21 protein-coding genes are annotated in these 20758 nt (G+C 65.1%); 11 read left to right on the top strand and 10 right to left on the bottom strand.

Annotated elements, in window-relative coordinates; translation table 11 throughout:
- Positions 1-6: 6 nt before the first annotated feature.
- From cheY to AC1KAR_RS18755, 9 genes are all read right to left on the bottom strand, one after another.
- Positions 7-402: a chemotaxis response regulator CheY gene (gene cheY, locus AC1KAR_RS18795; protein ID WP_480320495.1), complete on the bottom strand. Its 396-nt coding sequence runs from the start codon at positions 400-402 to the stop codon at positions 7-9.
- A gap of 33 nt (positions 403-435) precedes the next feature.
- A complete protein-coding gene (motB, locus tag AC1KAR_RS18790) occupies positions 436-1428 on the bottom strand; it encodes a flagellar motor protein MotB (protein WP_480320493.1) in 993 nt (330 codons plus the stop codon).
- Between the two features lie 116 nt (positions 1429-1544).
- Complete coding sequence (motA, locus tag AC1KAR_RS18785) at positions 1545-2405, bottom strand: flagellar motor stator protein MotA (protein ID WP_480320491.1); 861 nt, start codon at positions 2403-2405, stop codon at positions 1545-1547.
- A 340-nt stretch (positions 2406-2745) separates the two neighbouring features.
- Positions 2746-3282: a flagellar transcriptional regulator FlhC gene (gene flhC / locus AC1KAR_RS18780; RefSeq protein ID WP_480320489.1), complete on the bottom strand. Its 537-nt coding sequence runs from the start codon at positions 3280-3282 to the stop codon at positions 2746-2748.
- A 46-nt stretch (positions 3283-3328) separates the two neighbouring features.
- Complete coding sequence (gene flhD, locus AC1KAR_RS18775; protein ID WP_480320487.1) at positions 3329-3652, bottom strand: flagellar transcriptional regulator FlhD; 324 nt, start codon at positions 3650-3652, stop codon at positions 3329-3331.
- A gap of 366 nt (positions 3653-4018) precedes the next feature.
- Positions 4019-4816, bottom strand: coding sequence for a hypothetical protein (locus AC1KAR_RS18770; protein ID WP_480320485.1), 798 nt, complete (start codon positions 4814-4816; stop codon positions 4019-4021).
- 12 nt (positions 4817-4828) lie between these two features.
- A complete protein-coding gene (locus AC1KAR_RS18765) occupies positions 4829-5452 on the bottom strand; it encodes a class I SAM-dependent methyltransferase (protein ID WP_480320483.1) in 624 nt (207 codons plus the stop codon).
- A 57-nt stretch (positions 5453-5509) separates the two neighbouring features.
- A complete protein-coding gene (locus AC1KAR_RS18760; protein WP_480320481.1) occupies positions 5510-6913 on the bottom strand; it encodes a glycosyltransferase family 2 protein in 1404 nt (467 codons plus the stop codon).
- A 163-nt stretch (positions 6914-7076) separates the two neighbouring features.
- On the bottom strand, positions 7077-9020 hold the full coding sequence (locus tag AC1KAR_RS18755; RefSeq protein ID WP_480320479.1) for an O-linked N-acetylglucosamine transferase, SPINDLY family protein: 1944 nt from the start codon (positions 9018-9020) through the stop codon (positions 7077-7079).
- Between the two features lie 402 nt (positions 9021-9422).
- Between AC1KAR_RS18755 and AC1KAR_RS18750 the strand changes: the two genes are divergently transcribed.
- The 8 genes from AC1KAR_RS18750 to AC1KAR_RS18715 all read left to right on the top strand — a co-directional run bounded on the left by AC1KAR_RS18750 (position 9423) and on the right by AC1KAR_RS18715 (position 17195).
- Complete coding sequence (locus tag AC1KAR_RS18750; protein ID WP_480320477.1) at positions 9423-10361, top strand: flagellin N-terminal helical domain-containing protein; 939 nt, start codon at positions 9423-9425, stop codon at positions 10359-10361.
- A gap of 309 nt (positions 10362-10670) precedes the next feature.
- Positions 10671-11618 carry a flagellin N-terminal helical domain-containing protein gene (locus AC1KAR_RS18745; protein ID WP_480320475.1) on the top strand — a complete coding sequence of 316 codons (948 nt, stop codon included), beginning with the start codon at positions 10671-10673 and terminating at the stop codon, positions 11616-11618.
- Positions 11619-11849: 231 nt separating this feature from the next.
- The gene (locus tag AC1KAR_RS18740) at positions 11850-12806 is read left to right on the top strand and encodes a flagellin N-terminal helical domain-containing protein (RefSeq protein WP_480320473.1); all 957 of its coding nucleotides are present in this window, start codon (positions 11850-11852) and stop codon (positions 12804-12806) included.
- Positions 12807-12917: 111 nt separating this feature from the next.
- Positions 12918-14303 carry a flagellar filament capping protein FliD gene (gene fliD / locus AC1KAR_RS18735; RefSeq protein WP_480320471.1) on the top strand — a complete coding sequence of 462 codons (1386 nt, stop codon included), beginning with the start codon at positions 12918-12920 and terminating at the stop codon, positions 14301-14303.
- 170 nt (positions 14304-14473) lie between these two features.
- Positions 14474-14911 carry a flagellar export chaperone FliS gene (fliS, locus tag AC1KAR_RS18730; RefSeq protein WP_480320469.1) on the top strand — a complete coding sequence of 146 codons (438 nt, stop codon included), beginning with the start codon at positions 14474-14476 and terminating at the stop codon, positions 14909-14911.
- A 62-nt stretch (positions 14912-14973) separates the two neighbouring features.
- Positions 14974-15273, top strand: a complete 300-nt coding sequence (locus AC1KAR_RS18725; RefSeq protein ID WP_480320467.1) for a flagellar protein FliT — start codon at positions 14974-14976, stop codon at positions 15271-15273.
- 25 nt (positions 15274-15298) lie between these two features.
- Complete coding sequence (locus AC1KAR_RS18720) at positions 15299-16060, top strand: flagellar brake protein (protein ID WP_480320465.1); 762 nt, start codon at positions 15299-15301, stop codon at positions 16058-16060.
- Between the two features lie 280 nt (positions 16061-16340).
- A complete protein-coding gene (locus AC1KAR_RS18715) occupies positions 16341-17195 on the top strand; it encodes a helix-turn-helix domain-containing protein (RefSeq protein ID WP_480320463.1) in 855 nt (284 codons plus the stop codon).
- 16 nt (positions 17196-17211) lie between these two features.
- Here the strand turns inward: AC1KAR_RS18715 and AC1KAR_RS18710 are convergent, their stop codons facing one another.
- On the bottom strand, positions 17212-17595 hold the full coding sequence (locus tag AC1KAR_RS18710; protein ID WP_480320461.1) for a hypothetical protein: 384 nt from the start codon (positions 17593-17595) through the stop codon (positions 17212-17214).
- Positions 17596-17793: 198 nt separating this feature from the next.
- Between AC1KAR_RS18710 and hmgA the strand changes: the two genes are divergently transcribed.
- The 3 genes from hmgA to AC1KAR_RS18695 all read left to right on the top strand — a co-directional run bounded on the left by hmgA (position 17794) and on the right by AC1KAR_RS18695 (position 20758).
- Entirely contained in the window at positions 17794-19083 is a 1290-nt protein-coding gene (gene hmgA / locus AC1KAR_RS18705; RefSeq protein WP_480320459.1) for a homogentisate 1,2-dioxygenase, read from the top strand.
- A gap of 91 nt (positions 19084-19174) precedes the next feature.
- Positions 19175-19441, top strand: coding sequence for a hypothetical protein (locus AC1KAR_RS18700; protein WP_480320457.1), 267 nt, complete (start codon positions 19175-19177; stop codon positions 19439-19441).
- Positions 19442-19555: 114 nt separating this feature from the next.
- Positions 19556-20758, top strand: coding sequence for an acyltransferase family protein (locus AC1KAR_RS18695; RefSeq protein ID WP_480320454.1), 1203 nt, complete (start codon positions 19556-19558; stop codon positions 20756-20758).

The raw sequence follows: 20758 nt of genomic DNA, 5'->3' as shown, positions 1-20758 counted from the left end.
TCCTGGTCAGGCCGCGGCGGCCAGCTTTTGCATGATCTTCTGAACCTTCTCTTCCAAGGTGGCCTTGGTGAAGGGCTTGACGATGTAGCCGGCGGCGCCGTCTTGCGCGGCGCGCACGATGTCTTCCTTGCGCGCCTCTGCGGTGACCATCAACACGGGCAGGTACTTCAGGCTGTCGTCAGCCTTGATGGCGGCCAGCAGCTCGAAGCCGTTCATGTTGGGCATGTTGATGTCGCTCACCACGAAGTCGTACTTCGAGTTCTTGAGCATCGCCAGAGCGGCCACGCCGTCTTCGGCCTCTTCGGCGTTGTTGTAGCCCAGCTCCTTCAACAGCCCGCGCACGATGCGGCGCATGGTGGAGAAGTCGTCGACGATCAGGAATTTCATGTCAGGGTTGCTCATGGCGGGCCTCGCGTGGGTGCTGGACTGTTGCTGTTATCGGGTGTTCGGGCTGGATATTGAGGACGCAGTTGCCAAATCGGCCTCAGGTGCGCTCGCCGCGTTGGCTTGCGGCTCCGCGCCACCGGCGGCGTCGTCGTCGGCCACGGGCAGCTTGCCGAAGAGGCGATCCTCTGCGTCACGGTTCATCACGATGATGCTGATGCGCCGGTTGCTCGGGCTGTTGGGGTCGTCGCGGTCGAAGAGGACGCTTGCGGCCAGCCCTTGCACTCGCAGGATGCGTTCGGGCGGCAGGGCGCCCGCGACGAGTTCGCGGCGTGATGCGTTGGCGCGGTCCGACGACAGCTCCCAGTTGCCGTAGCCCAGCCCGCCGCGGTCGCCGCTGAAGGGCTGCGCATCGGTGTGGCCTTCGAGCGTGAGGCGGTTCGGCACGTCGGTGAGGATGGCGCCGATCTCGCGCAGCAGTTCGCGCATGTAGGGCTTCACGACAGCGCTGCCGCTGTCGAACATCGGGCGGTTCTGCTCGTCGATGATCTGGATGCGCAGGCCATCGGGCGTCATGTCGAGCTTGATCTGGTTCTTGATGGCGCCGAACTTGGGGTTGTTGCTCAGCACCTCTTCCATCTGCTTCTTGATCTGCTCGAGCTTGCCGGCCTCGGCGGCACGCTGCTCGGCGCGCATCGCGGCGAGGTTGATGGTGCTCTTGGTGGTGCTGATGTCACCGCGCTTGACCTGGCCGCCCGAGCGGGTGATGTCGGTACCACCGCCCTTGATCACGTGCGATGAGTCGCCCGAACCCGTGCCGCCCGAGAGCAGCGCCACGCGCAGCGGCGACTGGAAGTAGTCGGCAATGCCCTTCTTATCGCCCTCGGTCGTGGAGCCGAGCAACCACATGAGCAGGAAGAAAGCCATCATGGCCGTCACGAAGTCGGCGTACGCAATCTTCCATGCGCCGCCATGGGCGCCGTGGCCGCCCTTCTTCACCCGCTTGATGATGATCGGCTGCAGCTTCTTCGAATCACCAGCCATGGCTCACTCCCCAGCGAGCGCAGCGAAGCGCCGAATCAAGCAACGCCCACGGATCCGGCTTTGCCGGTCCGTTGGGTGGCGCCCCTTGGGGGCAGGAGCGTGAGCGACTGGGGGGCTCACTTCTTACCCTTTACGTGGGCTTCGAGCTCGGCGAAGTTCGGGCGTTCGGTGGAGTAGAGGACCTTGCGGCCGAACTCGACCGCCACTTGCGGTGCGTAGCCTTGCATGCTGGCAAGCAGCGTGGTCTTGATGCACTGCAGTTCCTTGGTGCCTTCGTCGTTTTTCTGTTCCATCAGGCCGGCGAGCGGCTCGGCGAAGGCGTAGGCCAGCAAGATGCCGAGGAAGGTGCCGACGAGTGCCGAGCCGATCATGCCGCCCAGGATGGCGGGCGGCTGGCCGACCGAGCCCATGGTGTTCACCACGCCCAGCACGGCCGCCACGATGCCGAAGGCGGGCAGGGCGCCGGCGAGGCGGGCGATGGCCGCCGCGGGTGCGTGCGCTTCGTGGTGGTGGGTGTCGATCTCGCTGTCCATCAGGCTTTCGATCTCGTGGGCGTTCAAGTTGCCCGAGACCATCATGCGCAGGTAGTCGGTGATGAACTCGACCACGTGGTGGTCGTTGCCCACCGCGGGGTACTTCTGGAAGACAGCGGATTCGTGCGGCGCGTCTACATCTTTCTCGATCGCCATCAGGCCCTCCTTGCGGGCCTTTTGCAGCAGGTCGTAGAGCAGCGCGAGCAGCTCCATGTAGCGCGCCTTGGTGTACTTGCTGCCCTTGAGCAGCTTGGGAAGGGCCGACAGGGTGGCCTTCAGCACCTTGGGCTGGTTGTTCACGACGAAAGCGCCGAGCGCGCCACCCAGGATGGCCATCAGCTCCGTCGGCAGCGCGTGGATGATCACGGCGATGTTGCCGCCGTGAATGATGTAGGCCCCGAAGATGCACCCCAGGGCGACGCCGTAGCCGATGAGAACAAACATGGTGGTCTGTGGTGGTTGCGTGTGGCTCGCTCGAGGCCTTGCTCCAGCAGAGCCTCAGGGCCTATATCGGCGCGTTCCACCGCCGCTTGAGCGAGTCTGAACGCCAAGGCCCCAAATAGATCGCCGCAACAAGGCGGTGTTCGCAGGCCAAAAAAAAAGCGGACCCATCGGGTCCGCGAGAAGCACTCTCTTAAGTGCCAGGAGGAGACAAGAACCGTGAAACCTGGGGCCCCAAGGTCAGCTTGCGCTGCCCGACCCCCGAGGGCGTCGAATCGATCTTGGTGCGGCCCGGTGCTCGATATGGATCATTTATCGACCACCGCGGCAAAAACTTGAAGGCTCAGTGCATCTGGATGCCGCCCGAGGCCTTGCCCTTGCCGGCGCGTGCCGGCGGGTTGCACAGGCCGCAGATGTAGTGCTTGCTGATCTCGTGCGGGTGGCTCACAAAATGGCCGCCGCACTTGGAACACTTGGTCATGGTGAGCATGCCGTTGTCCACGAACTTCACCAGGCGCCAGGCGCGGGTGACGGAGAGCAGGGCTTCGAGGTTCTGTGCCTTGGTCTGCTCCTGGTAGAGCTGGTAGGCCTTGATGACGGTGTCGATCTCGTCCATCTCGGCAACCTTGTTCAGGTACTCGTGGATGTTCAGGAACAGCGAGGCATGGATATTGGGCTGCCAGGTCATGAACCAGTCGGTGGAGAAGGGCAGCTGGCCCTTGCTCGGCGACTTGCCAGACACTTCCTTGTAGAGGCGCAGCAGGCGCTCGTAGCTCAGGTCGGTCTCGGATTCCAGAACCTGCAGGCGTGCGCCCAGGTTGATCAGCGTGACGGCACGCTCGATTTGCTTGGCTTCGGTGAGGATGCTCTTGCTACGCATGGCGGAATCTCTTTGATCTGGCTCAGGGTGGACGGCGAGCTGTGGCTCAGGCGGCTTCTTGATGGCGGCCGGCCATCAGGATCGACGCGTGCAGGCGGCTGGTGGTGTCGTTGGCAGCGCTCTTGCCGTGATTGGTGAGCAGGCCCCAGACCAGATCGTCATCCATGCGGAAGCGGCACAGCAGCGTGTTGCCGGCGGCCACCTTCATCATCTGAGCAGGCGTCAGCAGCTCGATCATCGCGGCGCTCTCTTCGCTGATGCCCAGGCGGTACAGGGCTTGTTCGCGGTCGCTGCGGATCAGGCTCTGCGCGAGCATCAGGTACGACAGGTTGGCTTCGCGGATTTCGGTGAGGATTTGGTCGGCGTTCATGCTGCGGTTCCTAAGGTTGTCTGCGGTGCGTTGCTTGGGGCTTGTCTTGTAGTCGTTGGGTTGCGTCTCAACGTGGAATGAATTGTGAAGACGCGAACTGGGAGGCAACATCAGGCCGTCTCTGTGGCTTGAGTCCAGCTTCTTCCATGGTGCGTGTCAGACAAGTTCCTACAAGCCTGCGGCGAGAGCGTTTGCGAGCGCGCGCTTCGCAGGGGCTGCCGGGCAATCGCATCAAGGGCGAAGGGCCGGTGTGCGGTAGTTCTTCACGACTGCGTGGATGTCAGCCGGGGCGGCACCCTGTAGGGCAGGTGCGCAATGCGTGGCGGCAAGGGTGTGGCCCCGACGGCGTGGCGCCGTGGTGCGGCCTCAGGCCGGAGCGTTGATCGAGCGGTACTTCTGCAGCGATGGGCCCGAGATGCCCCGCTCGGCGAAGTTCTCTTCGCGGAACAAGCCGGTGGCACGCACGCGAATGGCGCGCTCCGAGAGAAAGCGGTCGAAGCGAATGCCGTGCTTGACGCAGAACCACAAGAGCAGGCTCTCGGAGTGAAGCGCCTCATTCGTCACCGCGCAGAACTCCAGCACCTGCTCGAACCGCGTAGCAAACGCGGCGGCGGCCGATGGCGTGCACAGGGCGAAGCGGTCATTGAGGCCGCCCCATTGCTGCCACAGCGGTGTGAGAGCGGCATGGGGGCCCATGTCGTTCAGGTCGCTTGCCATGCGCTTCGCATCGAACCGGTCGATGTAGAAGAGGTCGGGTCGAACGAACAGATAGTGGTCAGCCCCGCCGTCCTGCTCGGCCAGCTTGTACGACTGGCCCATTGCGTACAGTGACCTGAAGATGTTGCGGCTGCTGGCGTGGCTGTCTCGGTAGTGGTCACCGATGTGGGGGAGGAAAGTCTCGAAGCGGATGCACCCGTCCAGGTCTTCCTGCTTGGTCATCGAGACCTGCCGAAACTCCAGCAGGCCCAGGGAGTCGGTCTCGGGCTTGACGCCGATCTCGCCTGAGCGCGGGTTCTGAAGGCCCGACTCGGGCTGCAGGAACGCGCCGTACAAGCGCACTTCGCCCAGCTGCGCCCACGGAGCGAGCACGTTCTCCAGGATGGAGCGGTGCGTCACCGAGAGCGAGCGGTTGATGCCGTACAGGCAGATGGCGACCCGTGTCATGGCGAATGCCGCTCAGAACTCGCCGTCGCGGGAGATCTTCTCGTAGTAGTAGACAAGTCGGGGGATCATGGCGTCGAAGCGCTCCTGGTCCCGCTTCGATGCGTCCTTGCCGATGCCGAAGAACAGCAGGTCGGCGTGCGAGTGATCGACGAAGAACACGTGGCGCGAAAAGAAGTGCTTGAGGTCGATGAACTCCAGATCGCTTTGCACGATGTTGCGGTAGTAGTCCTGCCCCATCTGGATGGTCAGCGGCGACGACTTCGGGTCGCTCTTGCGTGTGCCGTGCTGGCGGCGGCCTTCGGTGGCGCAGGTCATCAGCATCAGGCCATCCGACTTGAGAACACGGATCATGTTCAGCCAGGTCTTCTCGTATCCTGGGTTGTGCTCCATGCATTCGCAGGAGATCACGGTGTCGAAGGAATTGGCGGCCCCCGGGAAGTCTTCTCCCTTGACGGCCATGTCGACACCGCGACCCAGGCTCACGTCGATGCCGACGTAATCGCAGCCTTCGAAGAAGGTGCGCGCGCTCCCGTTGATGTCCAGTGCACCCACCTCCAGGCACCGCGTGCCCTGGAAGTAGTGGGGGTGCATCTCCTTCACGTACGCAATGAAGCGGTTCTGTTGCATATGGGCCATGATCTGGGCGCCTCGGTTCGTCGTTGATGGGGAGGGGTTCGGAGGTGAGAGATTCGGTCAGCCGCGAACGTGCAGCGTTCCGTGTGCGGCCTGGCTGACCTGCACGGTCGGCAGGTTCGCTTCGAGGTCTTGGGTGGCGGACGCAATGTCGGCCGCGTCGAACCCGGACATCCACACGTCGAAGGCTTCGGTCACGTAGGGTGCCAACGCCGCCATCGCGATGAGAGCGTTGCGCTTGCCGCCCCAGGCGTTGCTGTCGATCACAACCAGGTCGTAGGGCTGCGACGCTGGCGGCAGCTCGGGCAGGTAGCAACGGTCGTCGCCGATTTCGTACTCGGCCCAGGCTGCGCGCACGACGTCGAAGGATGTCGTTTCGGGCGTCTTGTCGGCGCCGGCGATGACGGTGATCGTTCCCTTCTCGTGGCGCACCAGGCAGTCGAGTGCGGCAATGCCGGGGCCGTAGCCGAGCGCCAGAACCTGCAGGCCTTTGCGGCGCTTGAGCGCCTGGTGCCATGAGAGTGTCAGCACAGGGTCGAGCGCGCCCAGTTCACTGGCGTTCACCTCGGCGAGCAGCGCGGGTACCTGCGTGACGAGGTGGCTGGCCACGGCAGCCGCCCAGGCGGGGTTGTGGTCGGGTGCCGTCGAGAGGCCGGCTTCCTTCTTGGATGAAGAAGGCTCGGTCTCAGGCTCCTGGCGTGGTGTCTTCATGATGTCGATGCGTGGCAGCGGGGCTTTGGACAGCACGATCGCCGCACACTGGCGCTGGCGAGGCGACGAGAGGCTTTGCTGCTCGGCCGCCAGGTTGTGGTGCGACTGCGGGTTGGTTTCCGTGTAGCAGTACGCCCGGATCGGCAGGAACTCGTAGCGGCGCGTCTGGTCCAGGATCGGGAAGGCGATCGCGAAATCGCAGGCGGCATCCAGCCAGCGGCCATCGGGGTACTGAAAGTAATGCGATGGCACGTTGGCGAACAAGCCCGCGCGAAAGCTGAAGAAGTGGCTGGTGCGCCACGGCTGCGCGCGAGGCGACAGCTCGGTGCTCAGCGGGCCGTTGTTCCCCAGACGGCCGCGGTCGGTGACATAGCTCGTCCAGACCACATCCTTGCCGGCCAGGTAGCTGGCGGCGAGCTTGTCGACCACCTCGGGGTCGACGAGACGGTCGTCTGCGTCGAGGATGGCGACCACGTCGTGCTGGTCGACGAGGGGCCGAAGGTGGGTGCTCGCGCTGTAGACCTTGCCTTGCCGCGTGGCATTGCTGATCAGCGTGTGGCGGCCAGGCAGGTGCTCTTGCAACGCGGCGGCGGCCGCGTCGCGCGTGCCGTCGTCAGATGCATCGTCCACATAGAGAACGTGAACGCCACGGTGCGTCTGGCTCGCCACCGACCGAACGGCCTCGCGCACGTACTGTTCGCAGTTGCGTCCGGTCATGAAGACCAGGACGCGGAGTTCGTTGGTTGTCGTCACGTTCTCTCCAGTTGTCTGTGGCGCATTGCCGCTGTTCGCGCCTACGCCATTGAGAAGGGAGCTTAGGTGGGCAGGGTGATCGCCACTCGCGCGATAAGCGCGTGAATCGCTGCGCATCTTTGGGTGCAAGCGAAGCGGGCCGATCGTGCCTGCGGCCTGCCCCTCACGCTGCGGGGAGGTGATCCGCCGGCAGCCCCGCCTGATGCCGCGTCCACATGCGCTGATACAGGGATTCGAGATCGCGCGAGAACCGCTGGCTGTCGAACAGCGCAGACTCCTGCGCCGCTGACGACAGCTTCATGCGCAGCGTGGCAAGGGCCGCCGGGTTTCGGCTCAGCGACAGTGCGCGCTCCTCGTACTGCTGGACGCTCAGGCACGACAGCTCTTTGAGATCCACCGCATGCAGCAGGCTCGATGCGACGCGCGAGGCGAATATCTCGCCCTGCAGCGTCAACAACGGGAGCCCGGCCCACAGGGCGTCGCTGGCCGTCGTGTGCGCATTGCAAGGCCAGATGTCGAGCGCCAGATCGGCTACGCCCAGGCGGGTGAGGTGATGTTCGGGGGCGAGGGGCGGCGCGAAGATGATTCGGCTCGGGTCGATGCCTCGGGCCTGGGCTTCACGACAAAGGTTGATGCGGCTTTGCTCGCCGCCATCGAGTTGCCACAGCACGCTGCCGGGTACTTGCCGCAGGATGCGCATCCACACGTCGAAGACCTCGGGCGTGAGCTTGTAGCACTGGTTGAAGCTGGCGAACACGAAGCCAGTTTCAGGCAGGCCCCATTCGGTGCGATGGGTCGCGCGCGGCTTCGGGCGCTGCGGGTCGTTCGGCTGGTAGCACACCGGCATGTGCGCGAGCTTCTCGGTGAAGTGCGCGGCGTGCGCCAGTGGGGTCACGACCGGGTCACCGATCATGTAGTCGATGTAGTCGGCGCCGCTCGTGCCAGGGAAGCCGAGGAACGCAACCTGGACCGGCGCGGCCCGGTACGGGAAGATGCCGAAGCGGTTGCCGCTGGTGTAGCCCTTCAGGTCGACCAGGATGTCGATGCGGTCATCGCGGATGCGCCGAGCCGCCTCGTGCGGCGGCAGCGGGCCTATGTCCACGAAGTGGTCGCAGGCCTGGCGGATGCGCTGGCGGATGGCCGAGCCGTCGTCCTGGCTGTGGCAGTACAGAGTCACCTCGAATTGATCGGTGTCCCGGTGCTCCAGCATGCCGGTCAGCAGCATGGCGGTGGCGTGCTGGTGAAAGTCGTTCGAGACGTAGCCGATGCGCAGCTTGCGCCGGCGGTCGGCGTCGGTGTCGATGCGCTTTGGAAGCGGCACCACGCCGCTCGAGAAGCGATGTGCCTCCAGCCGCGTGGCGATCAGGAATTCGTCAGGCGTGTGATCCATGGCAACCAACGCGAACGGCGTGGCCTCGGCACCCTGCGCCAGGCGCGCGGGTGTCACGCGGTGCAGGGCGTCGAGCAGGTTGCGGCGGTTCTCGTCGAACTGCGCCCAGCGGCAGGCGAACTGGTCCATGTGCGCCACAAAGGCGTGGGCCAGCAGGTTGTCGGGGTTGAGTGCCACGGCGGTGCGAAAGGCCTCCACCGCCTCTTCATACAGCTTGAGTGTCTTGAACGCGGTGCCGAGCGACGCATAGGCGAGCTCGTAGTCCATCTGGATGGCGAGCGCCTGCATGAACTCGCCGACGGCCGCCTGGGCATTGCCCGCGCCCATCAGCGCCATGCCGTGATTCAAGTGGAAGTGCTGGTCCTTGGTGGCATGCGCCGGGAACCGATCGCAGACCGACACGGCCTCCGCATAGCGCTGCATGGTCAGCAGGCCTTGCGTCATCACCATGTAGCCATTGGGCAGGGCCGGGTCAAGTTCGATCGTCTTGCGCGCAGCCTCGATGCTGCCGGGTACGTCGCCGCTCTTCCAGCGCGCGGCCGACAGGCCCAGCCAGTCGGTCGCAGTGGCCTGGCGTGTCTGCAACGCCAATGTCAGAACCTTGGCGGCCTCGCCCCACTTCTGCTGGCGCAGCAGTTCGCGCCCCTGTGCCAGGTGGTTGGAGGCCGGAAGACCCTTGGCCTTGCGCGAAGGAGCCGGTGCGTAGCGAGGTTGCATGGCGGAGATCCGCTTTGTTGATCCAGGCCACTTTAGAGACGGGCGCTCCGCGCCATGGTCTGAATAGAAGGGGCTTTGGGTGGCTGTTCAGACGCGCCGCAGACTTGGTGCAGGCCGTCAAGAGGTGTGAGCGAATGAAAAGAGGGGGCTGCGACCGCTCTGTTTGATCGATCGAATCGACAAAGCGCTCAAGTTCTTCGCCACGCGGTCGAAACAGGTCCCAACGGATCTCGACCGGGGTCCGTGGACCGGGTAGGCGACCGAGAGTGTCAGGTCCGAGCCGAGCAGGCGAGGTACCAGGACCTTCGAGGTGACCGACGCCGGCCTAGCCGAAAGCGCGAAAAGCGCCAGATGCAAAGCCGGCGTTTGCCGGGGTCACTTCAACTTCATGGAGGCCATCAAATGGCAATGTCTGTCAACACCAACACCATCTCGATGAACTCGCAGCGCAGCCTGTCGGGTTCGCAAAGCGCTCTGTCGACCTCGATGCAGCGCCTGTCTTCCGGCCTTCGCGTGAACAGCGCCAAGGACGACGCTGCCGGCCTGGCGATTGCCGAGCGCATGAACGCGCAGGTCAAGGGCATGAGCGTTGCGATCCGCAACGCCAACGACGGCATCTCGCTGGCGCAAACGGCCGAGGGCGCGCTGGGCAAGATGGGCGACATGCTGCAACGCATGCGTGAACTCGCCGTGCAGTCGCGCAACGCCACCAACAGCGATGGCGACCGCTCGAACCTGCAAAAGGAATTCAAGGAGCTGCAAGACGAAATCAAGCGCACGGTGGATTCGTCGAGCTTCAACGGCAAGGCCCTCTTCAGCGCCGCTGGCACCTCGACCATGGACTTCCAGGTCGGCGCCAACACCAACAGCTACGACCGCATCTCGGTGACCTCGCAAGGCCTGAGCGGCACGGCGGTGGCGGCAGGTTCCGCTGCCTCCAGCACCGATGCAGCGGCGATCCTCGCCACGGCATTCGGTTCGGTCACCACCACGGCCGCTGCCGGCACCGGTATCGCCATCGGCGGCTGGTCGGGCACCGTTGCCAGCGCCGACGCCGGCACCGCGATCGACAACGCGATCAACGTGATCGACAACGCCCTGACCACGGTGAACGACGAGCGCGCCAAGTACGGTGCGGTGCAAAACCGCTTCGAGGCGGCGATCGCCACGCTGCAGGTGAACGTGGAGAACACCACCGCATCGCGCGGGCGGATCATGGATGCGGACTTCGCGGCCGAAACGGCGAACCTGTCGCGCTCGCAGATCCTGCAGCAGGCTGGCACGGCGATGGTCTCGCAGGCCAACCAGCTGCCGCAGCAAGTGCTGTCGCTGCTGCGCTGATCGTCGCGCTGATCAGCTACCGGATGCCCTCGCGGCATCCGCACGAAAGCCCGGTTTTCACCGGGCTTTTTTTCGATTCGCGCACTTGCGCGACTCAAGTTTTTCTGGTGCACGTCGAAAACCAACTCAGCGGGTCTTCAACCGGAGCCCGTGGACCGGGTAGGCGACCGAGAGTGTCAGGTCCGAGCCGAACAGGCGAGGTACCAGGACCTTCGAGGTGACCGACACCGGCCAAGCCGAAAGCGCGAAGAGCGCCAGAAGCAAAGCCGGCGTTTGCCGGGGTCACTTCAACTTCATGGAGGCCATCAAATGGCAATGTCTGTCAACACCAACACCATCTCGATGAACTCGCAGCGCAGCCTGTCGGGTTCGCAAAGCGCTCTGTCGACCTCGATGCAGCGCCTGTCCTCCGGCCTTCGCGTGAACAGCGCCAAGGACGACGCTGCCGGCCTGGCGATTGCCGAGCGCATGAACGCGCAGGTCAAGGGCATGAGCGTTGCGATCCGCAATGCCAACGACGGCATCTCGCTGGCGCAAACGGCCGAAGGCGCGCTGGGCAAGATGGGCGACATGCTGCAACGCATGCGCGAACTCGCCGTGCAGTCGCGCAACGCCACCAACAGCGACGGCGACCGCGGCAACCTGCAAAAGGAATTCAAGGAGCTGCAAGACGAAATCAAGCGCACGGTGGATTCGTCGAGCTTCAACGGCAAGGCACTGTTCAGCGGCACCTCGTCGCAGACACTCGACTTCCAGGTCGGTGCCAACACCAACACCTACGACCGCATCTCGGTCACCGCGCAAGGCCTCAACGGAACTGCGCAAGCTGTGACCGGCACGGCTGCCTTCACCTCCACCTCGTCGGCCGACATCCTGGCAACGGCGTTCACCGCTGACTTGAGCAATGCCGGCACGGCTGCCGCTGGCATCGCCATCGGTGGCTGGACGGGCACAGTGACGGGTGACTCCATCGGCCAGGAAGTCGACAACGCCATCAACGTGATCGACAAGGCCCTGACCGCCGTGAACGACGAGCGCGCCAAGTACGGTGCGGTGCAAAACCGCTTCGAGGCGGCGATCGCCACGCTGCAGGTGAACGTGGAGAACACCACCGCATCGCGCGGCCGGATCATGGACGCGGACTTCGCGGCCGAAACGGCGAACCTGTCGCGCTCGCAGATCCTGCAGCAGGCCGGTACGGCGATGGTCTCGCAGGCCAACCAGTTGCCGCAGCAAGTGCTGTCGCTCTTGCGTTAATCGGTGCGCTGATCAATACAAGTGGGGAGGGCGCCTGCGGGCGCTCGGAGGAAAGCCCGGCTTCGGCCGGGCTTCTTCATTCCAGGCCGGATTTGAAATGACCGGCTTTTCGGCCACTTATCGTCGGCTTGGCAACTTCAGTCGAACAGAACAATGGCGTCACCGACTCGGGACTCGGTCACACCGGCGCCCAATGCCGGAGTCAATTCTGATTCGACAAGGAGTGCTGCCATGCCCCAGACCATCAATACGAACATCTCGTCGCTGAACGCGCAGAGAAACCTGAATTCTTCGCAGAGCTCTCTCGCCACCGCGATGCAGCGCCTCTCGTCGGGCTTGCGCGTGAACAGCGCCAAGGACGACGCGGCGGGCCTGGCCATCGCGGAGCGGATGAACTCCCAGATCCGCGGCATGAACGTCGCGATCCGCAACGCCAACGACGGTATCTCGCTGGCCCAGACCGCCGAAGGCGCGCTGGGCAAGCTGGGCGACATGCTGCAGCGCATGCGTGAACTGGCTGTGCAGTCGCGCAACGCCACCAACAGCGACGGCGATCGCGCGAATCTGCAAAAGGAATTCGTCGAGCTGCAAGGCGAAATCCAGCGCTCGATCCAGTCTTCCAAGTTCAACGGCAAGAGCCTGTTCGATGCCAACGGCCCCTCGTTCGAGGCCGAGATGGTCTACCAGGTCGGTGCGAACACCGAAGCCTCCGACCACATCGTGCTGACCGGCCAGAACCTCAACGGCACGGCCGTGGCGGTCTCGGGCACCGGTGCATTCACCTCGACGCTGGCCGCGGACATCCTGGCCACGGCCTTCACCGCCGACCTTACGACCACCGGTTCGTCGGCCGGCATCGCCATCGGCGGCTGGACCGGCACCGTCGCCAGCTCGGTGATGGGCGAAGAGATCGACATGGCCATCAAGGTGATCGACTCGGCGCTGACCGTGGTGAACGACCAGCGTGCCAAGTACGGCGCGATCCAGAACCGTTTCGAGAGCGCCATCGCCAACCTGCAGGTGGCTGCCGAGAACCAGACCGCCGCCCGCAGCCGCATCATGGATGCCGACTACGCCGCAGAAACCGCCGCCTTGTCGCGCGCGCAGATCCTGCAGCAGGCCGGCAACGCGATGGTGGCGCAGGCCAATCAGTTGCCGCAGCAGGTGCTCCAGTTGCTGCAGGGCTGATAAAAAAGTTGATGCCGGGGCTTAAGTTCCGGCATTTCCTGCCGAAGACGGAGTACCCGGGCGAGTCTTGGGTGCTCCGTTCTCATTTCTGAACCGTGAAAGGTCGACATCATGGCTAGCCTCAGTTCCATCGGCATCGGCAGCAGCCTGCCCGTTGAGGAAATGATCACGGGCCTGATGGCGGTCGAAAAGCGCCCGATCGAACTGCTGCAAACGCAGGCCAGCGAGATCAAAAGCAAGATCTCGGCGTTCGGCTCGCTGGCGTCGGCCATGTCGACCATGCGCGACGCAGCGCTCAAACTCACGCGGTCGGACACCTGGAGCGCAACGACCGGCAGCTCGTCGGATACGAGCGCCGTGTCGATCACCACCACCGGCGGTGCGCCGGCCGGCAGCTACGCGGTCGAGGTGCAGTCGCTCGCCAAGGCCCAGTCGATCGCCGGCCAGACCTACGCATCGGCCGATGCCTTGGTGGGCGAAGGCCAGCTGCAGGTGTCGTTCAGTGGCCAGCCGGATTTCCCGCCGCTGGACATCTCCATCAGCTCGACCGACACGCTGGCCACCTTGCGCAACAAGATCAATGCGGCCGGCAGCGGTGTTTCGGCAGTGATCGTGAACGACGCCACCGGCGCGCGCATGGTCATCACGGCTGTGGGCACCGGCGTGTCGAACGCGTTCACGATCACCGGCTCCGATGGCGGCGCGTCCTTCGCGTTCAACCCCTCTTCGCCCAATGCGGGCCCGATGCAGCAGCTGCAGGCGGCAAGCAACGCTCAGGCGACGATCAACGGCCTGCCGATCACATCGGCCAGCAACACGCTGACGAATGTGATGGACGGTGTCACCGTGACGCTCAACAAGGAAACCAGCACCAGCGGTGTGGTGCAGCTCAAGGTCTCGCAGGACGAGACCTCGATCAAGGCGGCGGTGCAGGGATTCGTGACCGCCTACAACAGCCTGTCCACGCTTCTGTCCAACCAGGTGGCGTACGACGAGGCCACCAAGGTGGCTGGTGCGCTGCAGGGCGACAGCACCGCGGTGTCGCTGCAGCGGCAGATGCGCAACATCGTGGGAGCGAACAATGGGTCGTCCGATGTGTTCAAGACCTTGTCGTCGGTGGGTGTCGAGGTCCAGAAGAACGGCACGCTCAACCTGAACGAGACCCGCTTCAAGAGCGCGCTCGCGCAGCCGGCCGAGTTGAAGAAGGTGTTCATGCAGTCCGCCACGAACGACGGTGACCCCACCGGTTTCGCGCGTCAGCTGGTGAAGTTTGGCGACGGCGTTCTGGGCACCGACGGCGCCCTGACCACACGCACCGCGGGCCTGAACACCACGCTGACCAACAACACCAAGCGCCAGGACGCCATGACGCTGCGCCTGCAGCTGATGGAAACCCGGCTGCGCGCCCAGTACACCGCGCTCGACACGCAGATGGCCGGGCTGACGACGCTCAACAGCTACATCACCAACCAGGTCGCGGCCTGGAACAAGGGTTGATCGGCCGGTGCGCCGCCCCGGGTACAGCCCCGACGCCAGCCTGACAGGGAGCCCATGGGCTCCCTGTTTCCGTTTTGGAAGGCCGCTCGTACGCCCCAATTGAACGGATCGGCGCCGGGCGGGGCCCTCAAGTTGTTCGATCGTGCACCGATATTGAAAGCATCTGATTCATGCCCAAGGCCAACGACACCATGTTTGCTTCTGCTGCTCAACTGTCTGCCCGGCGCCAACTCGGCGCTTATCAGCTCGTGCAAGTCGCCAGCATCGTGGACGACGCCTCGCCGCATCGTCTGGTCAGCATGCTGTTCGATGGCCTGATCGATTCGCTCGCCCAGGCGCGCGGCGCCATGCGTGCCGGCAACATCGAAGAAAAGGGCCGCGCGATCACCCGTGCGGTGCGCATCGTCGAAGAAGGCCTGAAGGCAGGCCTCAACCTGAAGGAAGGCGGCAAGCTCGCCACCGACCTGCGCGACCTCTACGCTTACGTGAACTACCGCCTGACGCAGGCGAACCTGCACAACGACGAAGCGGCGATCGAAGAATGCCGCAGCCTGATCGAGCCGCTGCGCAGCGCTTGGGCCGAAGTGGCCAGCCAGGTCAAGGCGTGAAGCCGATGACCCGCACCCCGAAGGGCATTGCCGTTGCCGCGGCTCAACTCCAGGAAAACAACATGAACGCTGCTTTGCTGTCCTACTACGAAGCCATCGAGCAGGCGAGCGCCGACATGCTGTCTGCTGCACGCACCGGCGATTGGGATCTCGTCGTCAAGCTCGAAGGCGCCTGCGCGGTGCTCATCTCGCAGCTCAAGCACGCCGCATCGCAAAAGCCGCTGGGCACCGAGGAGTCGCAGCTCAAGTCGCGCATCATGCAGCGCATCCTCGTCAACGATGCCGAGATCCGCCAGCTGGCCGAGCCCTGGCTCGAAGACCTCGACGGCATCCTGGCCGGGCGACCCAAGTCTGTTCATTGACGTGCTCGAATCGCTGCACACCGCCATGACCCAAGACACCATGCCGATGCAGCTCGACGCCGTGGCCGCGGCGCACGGCGGGCTGGACGAGTTCCGAATGTCGGCGCCTGGCGAGATCGCCGCAACGCTCAAGACCCTGGCCGAAGGCAATGTGCTGATCAACCTGAATGGCAGCGACGGCGCCTCGTACACCACCACGTTGTGGGCGATGGATGCGGCGCGCGGCGTGCTGAGCTTCAGCGCCGACGCCGACAGCAACCAGGTGCAGGCGCTTGTCGAAGCCGAGGACGCGGTCGCCGTGGCCTATCTCGACAGCATCAAGCTGCAGTTCGACGTCACCGGCCTGATGCTGGTGCGCGGGGGAAAGAGCAGCGCTTTGAGCTGCAGCTACCCGCGCGAGATGTATCGGTTTCAGCGGCGCAACGGCTTTCGCGTGCGCCCCTTGTTGCGCAGTTCGCCCATGGTGCGCGTGCGCCACCCGATGATCCCCGACATGACGCTCAACTTGCGCGTGATCGACGTGAGCATTGGCGGGTGCGCGCTCTTCCTGCCCGACGACGTGCCACCGCTTCAGCCCGGCGTGGTGCTCAACGGCGTGCAACTCGAACTCGACGTGGACACTCGCGTGACGGTGTCGCTGCGCCTTCAGCACGTGACCTCGCTCAACCAGGACGCGCGTGGCGTGCGCCTGGGATGCGAGATCGTCGACCCGACCCCCGACGTGATGCGCTCCATGCAGCGCTACATCGACCAGACCCAGAAGCGCCAGCGCGCTCTGGGCCGCTGATCGAGCGGGCATCGGGAAACCCCTTCCCCTCGAAGTGCCCGCGGCAGCGTCTGCGTACAAGCGGGCGCGGCCCGCTGCGGCCACCATTGGCGCGGGTTGAATGTGATCGTCTGATCACCTGTTTGACGCACTGGCTGGTGTCTCCCTTTTCGGGTGGCGCTTGTTCAGTTTGAATCCGATGCGCGGTGATCCGCTGCATCGGTTTTTTTTCGCACTGGAATCCCCCGATGCGGCCCCCTGTGTCTCGCCGTTAGGCTGGCGAGGTATTGCATTTGCCGTCATGAGTGGCTTCGCTCCTCCTCCCCTGTTCGCCGGCGCCCTGGGCACCGACATCGGCATCGCCACGCGCCGCGACCAGTTGGTGCTGCTCGAGGGCGGCTTCGTCTACGCCGGCCGCTGGATGCAGACCGACACCACGCGGTTCTCCGCGGGCATCGTGCTCACCGTGTCGCCCGGAGACAGCTTCGAATTCAGCGCGCCCGGCATCGAGTGGCAGCGTTGCGGCTCCTGCGTGACGCGGCCTCACGCTCGCCGGCGGCTGCGTGTGCGGGATGTGCCCGCGGTGAGCATCGGCCTGAGCCCCAACCACCCAAGTTATCGGCTCTTTCGTGGCATTGGGGAAGGCGGAACGATCGGTCTGCCGCGCGAGTTGTTCTCAGCCCTCGACACGCAGTTGCAGGCCGTCTACGAAGGACGCACCAGCCTCGACGAGGTGCGCGAGATGCTGCAGCGGCTGGTGGACATCGTCGTGCCGCATTTGCCGGTGCATCGGCAGGCGGCGCGCGACCCACGAATCGGCCGGGTGCTGCGCATGCTGAACGCCGAGCCCACGGCGGGGCTGGATGCACTGGCGGAGGCCTCCGGCTTGTCGTACGACCGCATGTCGCATCTGTTCAGCCAGGAGGTCGGGTTGCCGCTGCGCAGCTACCAACTGGCCCAGAAGATCCACCTTGCCACGCAGTTGGTGGGATCGGGCCTGTCGCTCACCGGCATCGCGCTGGCTGCAGGCTTTGCCGATTCGGCCCATTTCAGCAAGGTCTGGCACAAGGCCTACGGCGGGCCACCCACGCACTTCTATTGCAACGAGGGCGTCGAGGTGAAGAGCGCCTTCGGGCCGCCGCCGCGCGCGGTCTGATCCAGCCCCCCGGCTCTTACGGCTTGACCACTGGCGTGCGATTGCGCTGGGCTTCGTTCCATGTGGCCTGGCACTGGCCGCGCAGCTTCTCTTCCATCTGCGGCGATTCGGCGTGGTCCTGTTTCTTCAGGGCGCTGGCGCGAGCATCCTTATAGGCCTTTGTCTGGCGCGCCTTGGCGAGTTCGGCGCGCGCCTTGTCGTCGGGCTTGATCTTCCACAGCGCCAGGTAGGCCTCGTCGCCGTAGCCCTTCATCTGCTCGAAGCGCGCCTCGCATCGTGCGTAGCCCAAGTCGAACTCCGCCAGCCGCTTGGCGTCCGGCGCTGCCCACGAGGCCGGGCAGAGGGTGGCAAGCAGCAGGCTCAGCCCGAGGGCAGGGAGGGGGGGCAGGAGGCACTTCATGGGGCGTTCGCAGCGGTGGCCGATGGCGCGTGATTCTGCGGGCGAATCCGCGGTCTGCGTGAAACGGAATGTCGCGTTGCCACGTGTTCGGTGTGCGGTATCTGCGCTCCGCACGGGCTTTCGGCGCGTGCCTGCGCGGGGCACACGCCCGGCGATATGCTGGCGTCCCGCCCCTGAGACGCCCCCGAGAGCCCGGCCATGAGCGCAGCCCTTTCCTACCAATCTGGTTTCGGCAACGAGTTCGCGAGCGAAGCCGTGCCGGGTGCCTTGCCCGTCGGTCGCAACAGCCCGCAGCGGGCGCCGCATGGTCTGTTCGCCGAGTTGCTGAGCGGCACCGCGTTCACCGCCCCGCGTGCGGAGAACCTGCGCACCTGGCTCTACCGGCAGCAGCCCTCGGTGGTTGCGGGTGCCTTCGAGCCCCTGGCGCATGCCTACGTCAAGACCGGCTCGCGAGAGGGGCAGGCCGCGCCACCGAACCCGATGCGGTGGCTGCCCGTGCCGATCCCCGGCGAGCCGAGCGACTTCGTTCAGGGCCTGCGCACCATCGCCGTCAACGGCGACGCCCAGGCGCAGACCGGCCTGGGCATCCACGTGTACCTGGCCAACGTCAGCATGAGCGACAGCGCCTTCGTGAATGCCGATGGCGAGATGCTCGTCGTGCCGCAGCAAGGTGCCCTCACCATCACCACCGAATTGGGCGCGCTCGTCGTGTCGCCGGGTGAGATCGCGGTGCTGCCGCGCGGCATGTATTTCAAGGTCGGGGTGAGCGGGCCTTCGCGCGGCTACATCTGCGAGAACTACGGCGCGGCGTTCAGGCTGCCCGAGTTGGGGCCGATCGGCAGCAACGGGCTGGCGAACGCGCGTGACTTTCTGGCACCCGTTGCGGCAGTGGAGCAGGGTGCCGGTGCCTATCGGCTGATAAAGAAGTACGACGGCGCGCTGTGGGTGGCGCATGCCGCGGCCACGCCGTTCAACGTGGCCGCCTGGCACGGCAATCTCGTGCCGTACAAGTACGACACGGCGCGTTTCATGACGATTGGCTCGATCAGCTTCGATCACCCCGACCCGTCGATCTTCACCGTGCTCACCTCGCCCAGCGACACACCGGGCACGGCCAACTGCGATTTCGTGATCTTCCCGCCGCGCTGGCTGGTGGCCGAGGACACCTTCCGCCCGCCCTGGTACCACCGCAACGTGATGAGCGAGTTCATGGGCCTGGTGCACGGCCATTACGACGCCAAGGAAGAAGGCTTCGTGCCCGGCGGCATGAGCATCCACAACAGCTTCGTGCCGCATGGGCCCGACGCCGACGCCTTCGAGAAGGCCAGCGCGGCCACGCTGGCACCGCAAAAGCTCGCCGATACGCTGGCGTTCATGTTCGAGAGCCGTTATCGCTTTCTGCCCACAGGCTTTGCAATTGGTAGCGGTTTGTTGGACCCGAACTACGCGCAATGCTGGGCGGGTCTGGGAAGCCGACGCCAACCGTGAATTGGGGCGCAGAAGGCCTGTTGTTGTGCGTCAAGCCCGACGGGATTGCGACGAAGAATAGAGAACCAGCCAGTTCTCTCGGAGCTTCCCCATGGCCTCAGTCTCTTCTGCAATGAACGCCACCATGCTGCGCGAATGCCTCATGGCGCCGGAACCCATGCCGCGTTTCACCGCGCTGCATGCGCTCGAAGAGGTGGGTCATGTCGCCGGCACACGCCCGGCCAGCGCAGCGCTGGCCCACACCGTGGCTCGCTTCGTCGAGCGAGGCATTCCGTACTACTCGGCGCAAGACCCGCACTACCAGGCCTGGGTTGCCAAGGCCGTGTCGTACTGGGAAAAGCTGGCCGGCCGCGCCTGAGCCGCCTCGGCGGCCAGCCCGCAGGGCTTGCCGCAAACACTGCGCGAAGCCGCGTAGGACTTGCTCACCGCGCCGTGCATGGCGCCCGGCACACCCGTTGCCCCTGGTCTCGCCATGAGCGCGACCCTAGGCGAAAAGCTTGACGAAAAGTCAGGCAAGACCACCCCTCGGCCATCCACTCCGACCGCCGACCACCTGCCCTGGCTGGACGGCCTGCGTGGCCTGGCTGCCGCCTGGGTGTTCATCGCCCATGTGCAGATCCTGAGCGGCATGCATTACCTGCCGATCGTCTCGTGGGGTGGCCTGGCGGTGGATCTGTTCATGATGCTGTCGGGCTTTCTGATGGCACACCACTACCTGTTGCGCCGCGCACGGGAGCCATGGAGCGCGCCATCGACCTGGGGCCATTTCTGGACACGGCGGTTCTTCCGCATCGCGCCGCTTTACTACCTGATGTTGCTGGTGGCCCTGGCGCTCGGCCCGTGGCTCGGCTTGCAGCGCGAGGCCATCGCCGTGCCGTGGCCCGAGACCGCCACGGCCGTGGCGCGCTACACCGACCAGAGCGTGGCCAACCTGGTCGCACACCTGAGCTTCGTGTTCGGCACGCTGCCCGACTACGCCTTTCGCACCGCGTTGCCGGATTGGTCCATCGGGCTGGAGATGCAGTTCTACCTGGTGTTCCCGCTGCTGATGATGGCCGCGGCGCGCTTTGGCGCGGTCGCGACATCGGTGCTGCTGGTACTCGCCTGCGCCTGGGCGCAGTGGCAGTGGCCGGGGTTCTTTCACCGCTTCGAGATGCCGGCCTTTCTGCCGATCAAGCTCTATGTGTTCCTGATCGGCGTGGGCATCGCGCTGGGCCGGGCCAAAGGGCGCCTGGCGCCTGCGCTGTGGCTGTCGCTGGCCGTGTGCGTGGCCTACGCGCTGGTCGAGCGCAGTTCCGAAGCGGCGGCGCGTTTGCCGCTCGTCGTGGGCCTCTTCTACTTGATGGACGATGGCAGCCTGCCGGGTGGCGCCCGGTTGAGCCGAGCGGTGCGAGCGGTGCGGGGCGTGATGTCGAACGCAGTCGCCCGCTTCATGGGTGACACCGCCTACGGCTTCTATCTGGTGCACCTGCTGGTGCTGTTGCCGGTGGCGGGGTGGCTGGCTCGTCAGCCAGGTTACGTGAGCGCGCCGGGCGTGTTGCGCATGGGCCTGTGTCTGGCGCTCGTCGCGCCCCTGGCCTACGGGGTCGCCTGGGCGCTCTACCAGGTGGTCGAGCAGCCGGGCATTCGCTTGGGCAAGGCTTTGCTCAGGCGCCGGGCCGTTGCAGTCGCCTGA

The sequence above is a fragment of the Piscinibacter sp. PDB1-1 genome (genome assembly GCF_056675995.1).
The sequence above is the reverse complement of the archived record's forward strand: the minus strand, read 5'-3'. Positions and strand labels throughout refer to the sequence as shown.

What these genes read in the sequence shown, in the direction of transcription:
- cheY (WP_480320495.1), bottom strand. Translation starts at nt 402, where the DNA reads ATGAGCAACCCTGACATGAAATTCCTGATCGTCGACGACTTCTCCACC.
- motB (WP_480320493.1), bottom strand. Translation starts at nt 1,428, where the DNA reads ATGGCTGGTGATTCGAAGAAGCTGCAGCCGATCATCATCAAGCGGGTG.
- motA (WP_480320491.1), bottom strand. Translation starts at nt 2,405, where the DNA reads ATGTTTGTTCTCATCGGCTACGGCGTCGCCCTGGGGTGCATCTTCGGG.
- flhC (WP_480320489.1), bottom strand. Translation starts at nt 3,282, where the DNA reads ATGCGTAGCAAGAGCATCCTCACCGAAGCCAAGCAAATCGAGCGTGCC.
- flhD (WP_480320487.1), bottom strand. Translation starts at nt 3,652, where the DNA reads ATGAACGCCGACCAAATCCTCACCGAAATCCGCGAAGCCAACCTGTCG.
- AC1KAR_RS18770 (WP_480320485.1), bottom strand. Translation starts at nt 4,816, where the DNA reads ATGACACGGGTCGCCATCTGCCTGTACGGCATCAACCGCTCGCTCTCG.
- AC1KAR_RS18765 (WP_480320483.1), bottom strand. Translation starts at nt 5,452, where the DNA reads ATGGCCCATATGCAACAGAACCGCTTCATTGCGTACGTGAAGGAGATG.
- AC1KAR_RS18755 (WP_480320479.1), bottom strand. Translation starts at nt 9,020, where the DNA reads ATGCAACCTCGCTACGCACCGGCTCCTTCGCGCAAGGCCAAGGGTCTT.
- AC1KAR_RS18750 (WP_480320477.1), top strand. Translation starts at nt 9,423, where the DNA reads ATGGCAATGTCTGTCAACACCAACACCATCTCGATGAACTCGCAGCGC.
- AC1KAR_RS18745 (WP_480320475.1), top strand. Translation starts at nt 10,671, where the DNA reads ATGGCAATGTCTGTCAACACCAACACCATCTCGATGAACTCGCAGCGC.
- AC1KAR_RS18740 (WP_480320473.1), top strand. Translation starts at nt 11,850, where the DNA reads ATGCCCCAGACCATCAATACGAACATCTCGTCGCTGAACGCGCAGAGA.
- fliD (WP_480320471.1), top strand. Translation starts at nt 12,918, where the DNA reads ATGGCTAGCCTCAGTTCCATCGGCATCGGCAGCAGCCTGCCCGTTGAG.
- fliS (WP_480320469.1), top strand. Translation starts at nt 14,474, where the DNA reads ATGCCCAAGGCCAACGACACCATGTTTGCTTCTGCTGCTCAACTGTCT.
- AC1KAR_RS18725 (WP_480320467.1), top strand. Translation starts at nt 14,974, where the DNA reads ATGAACGCTGCTTTGCTGTCCTACTACGAAGCCATCGAGCAGGCGAGC.
- AC1KAR_RS18720 (WP_480320465.1), top strand. Translation starts at nt 15,299, where the DNA reads ATGACCCAAGACACCATGCCGATGCAGCTCGACGCCGTGGCCGCGGCG.
- AC1KAR_RS18715 (WP_480320463.1), top strand. Translation starts at nt 16,341, where the DNA reads ATGAGTGGCTTCGCTCCTCCTCCCCTGTTCGCCGGCGCCCTGGGCACC.
- AC1KAR_RS18710 (WP_480320461.1), bottom strand. Translation starts at nt 17,595, where the DNA reads ATGAAGTGCCTCCTGCCCCCCCTCCCTGCCCTCGGGCTGAGCCTGCTG.
- hmgA (WP_480320459.1), top strand. Translation starts at nt 17,794, where the DNA reads ATGAGCGCAGCCCTTTCCTACCAATCTGGTTTCGGCAACGAGTTCGCG.
- AC1KAR_RS18700 (WP_480320457.1), top strand. Translation starts at nt 19,175, where the DNA reads ATGGCCTCAGTCTCTTCTGCAATGAACGCCACCATGCTGCGCGAATGC.
- AC1KAR_RS18695 (WP_480320454.1), top strand. Translation starts at nt 19,556, where the DNA reads ATGAGCGCGACCCTAGGCGAAAAGCTTGACGAAAAGTCAGGCAAGACC.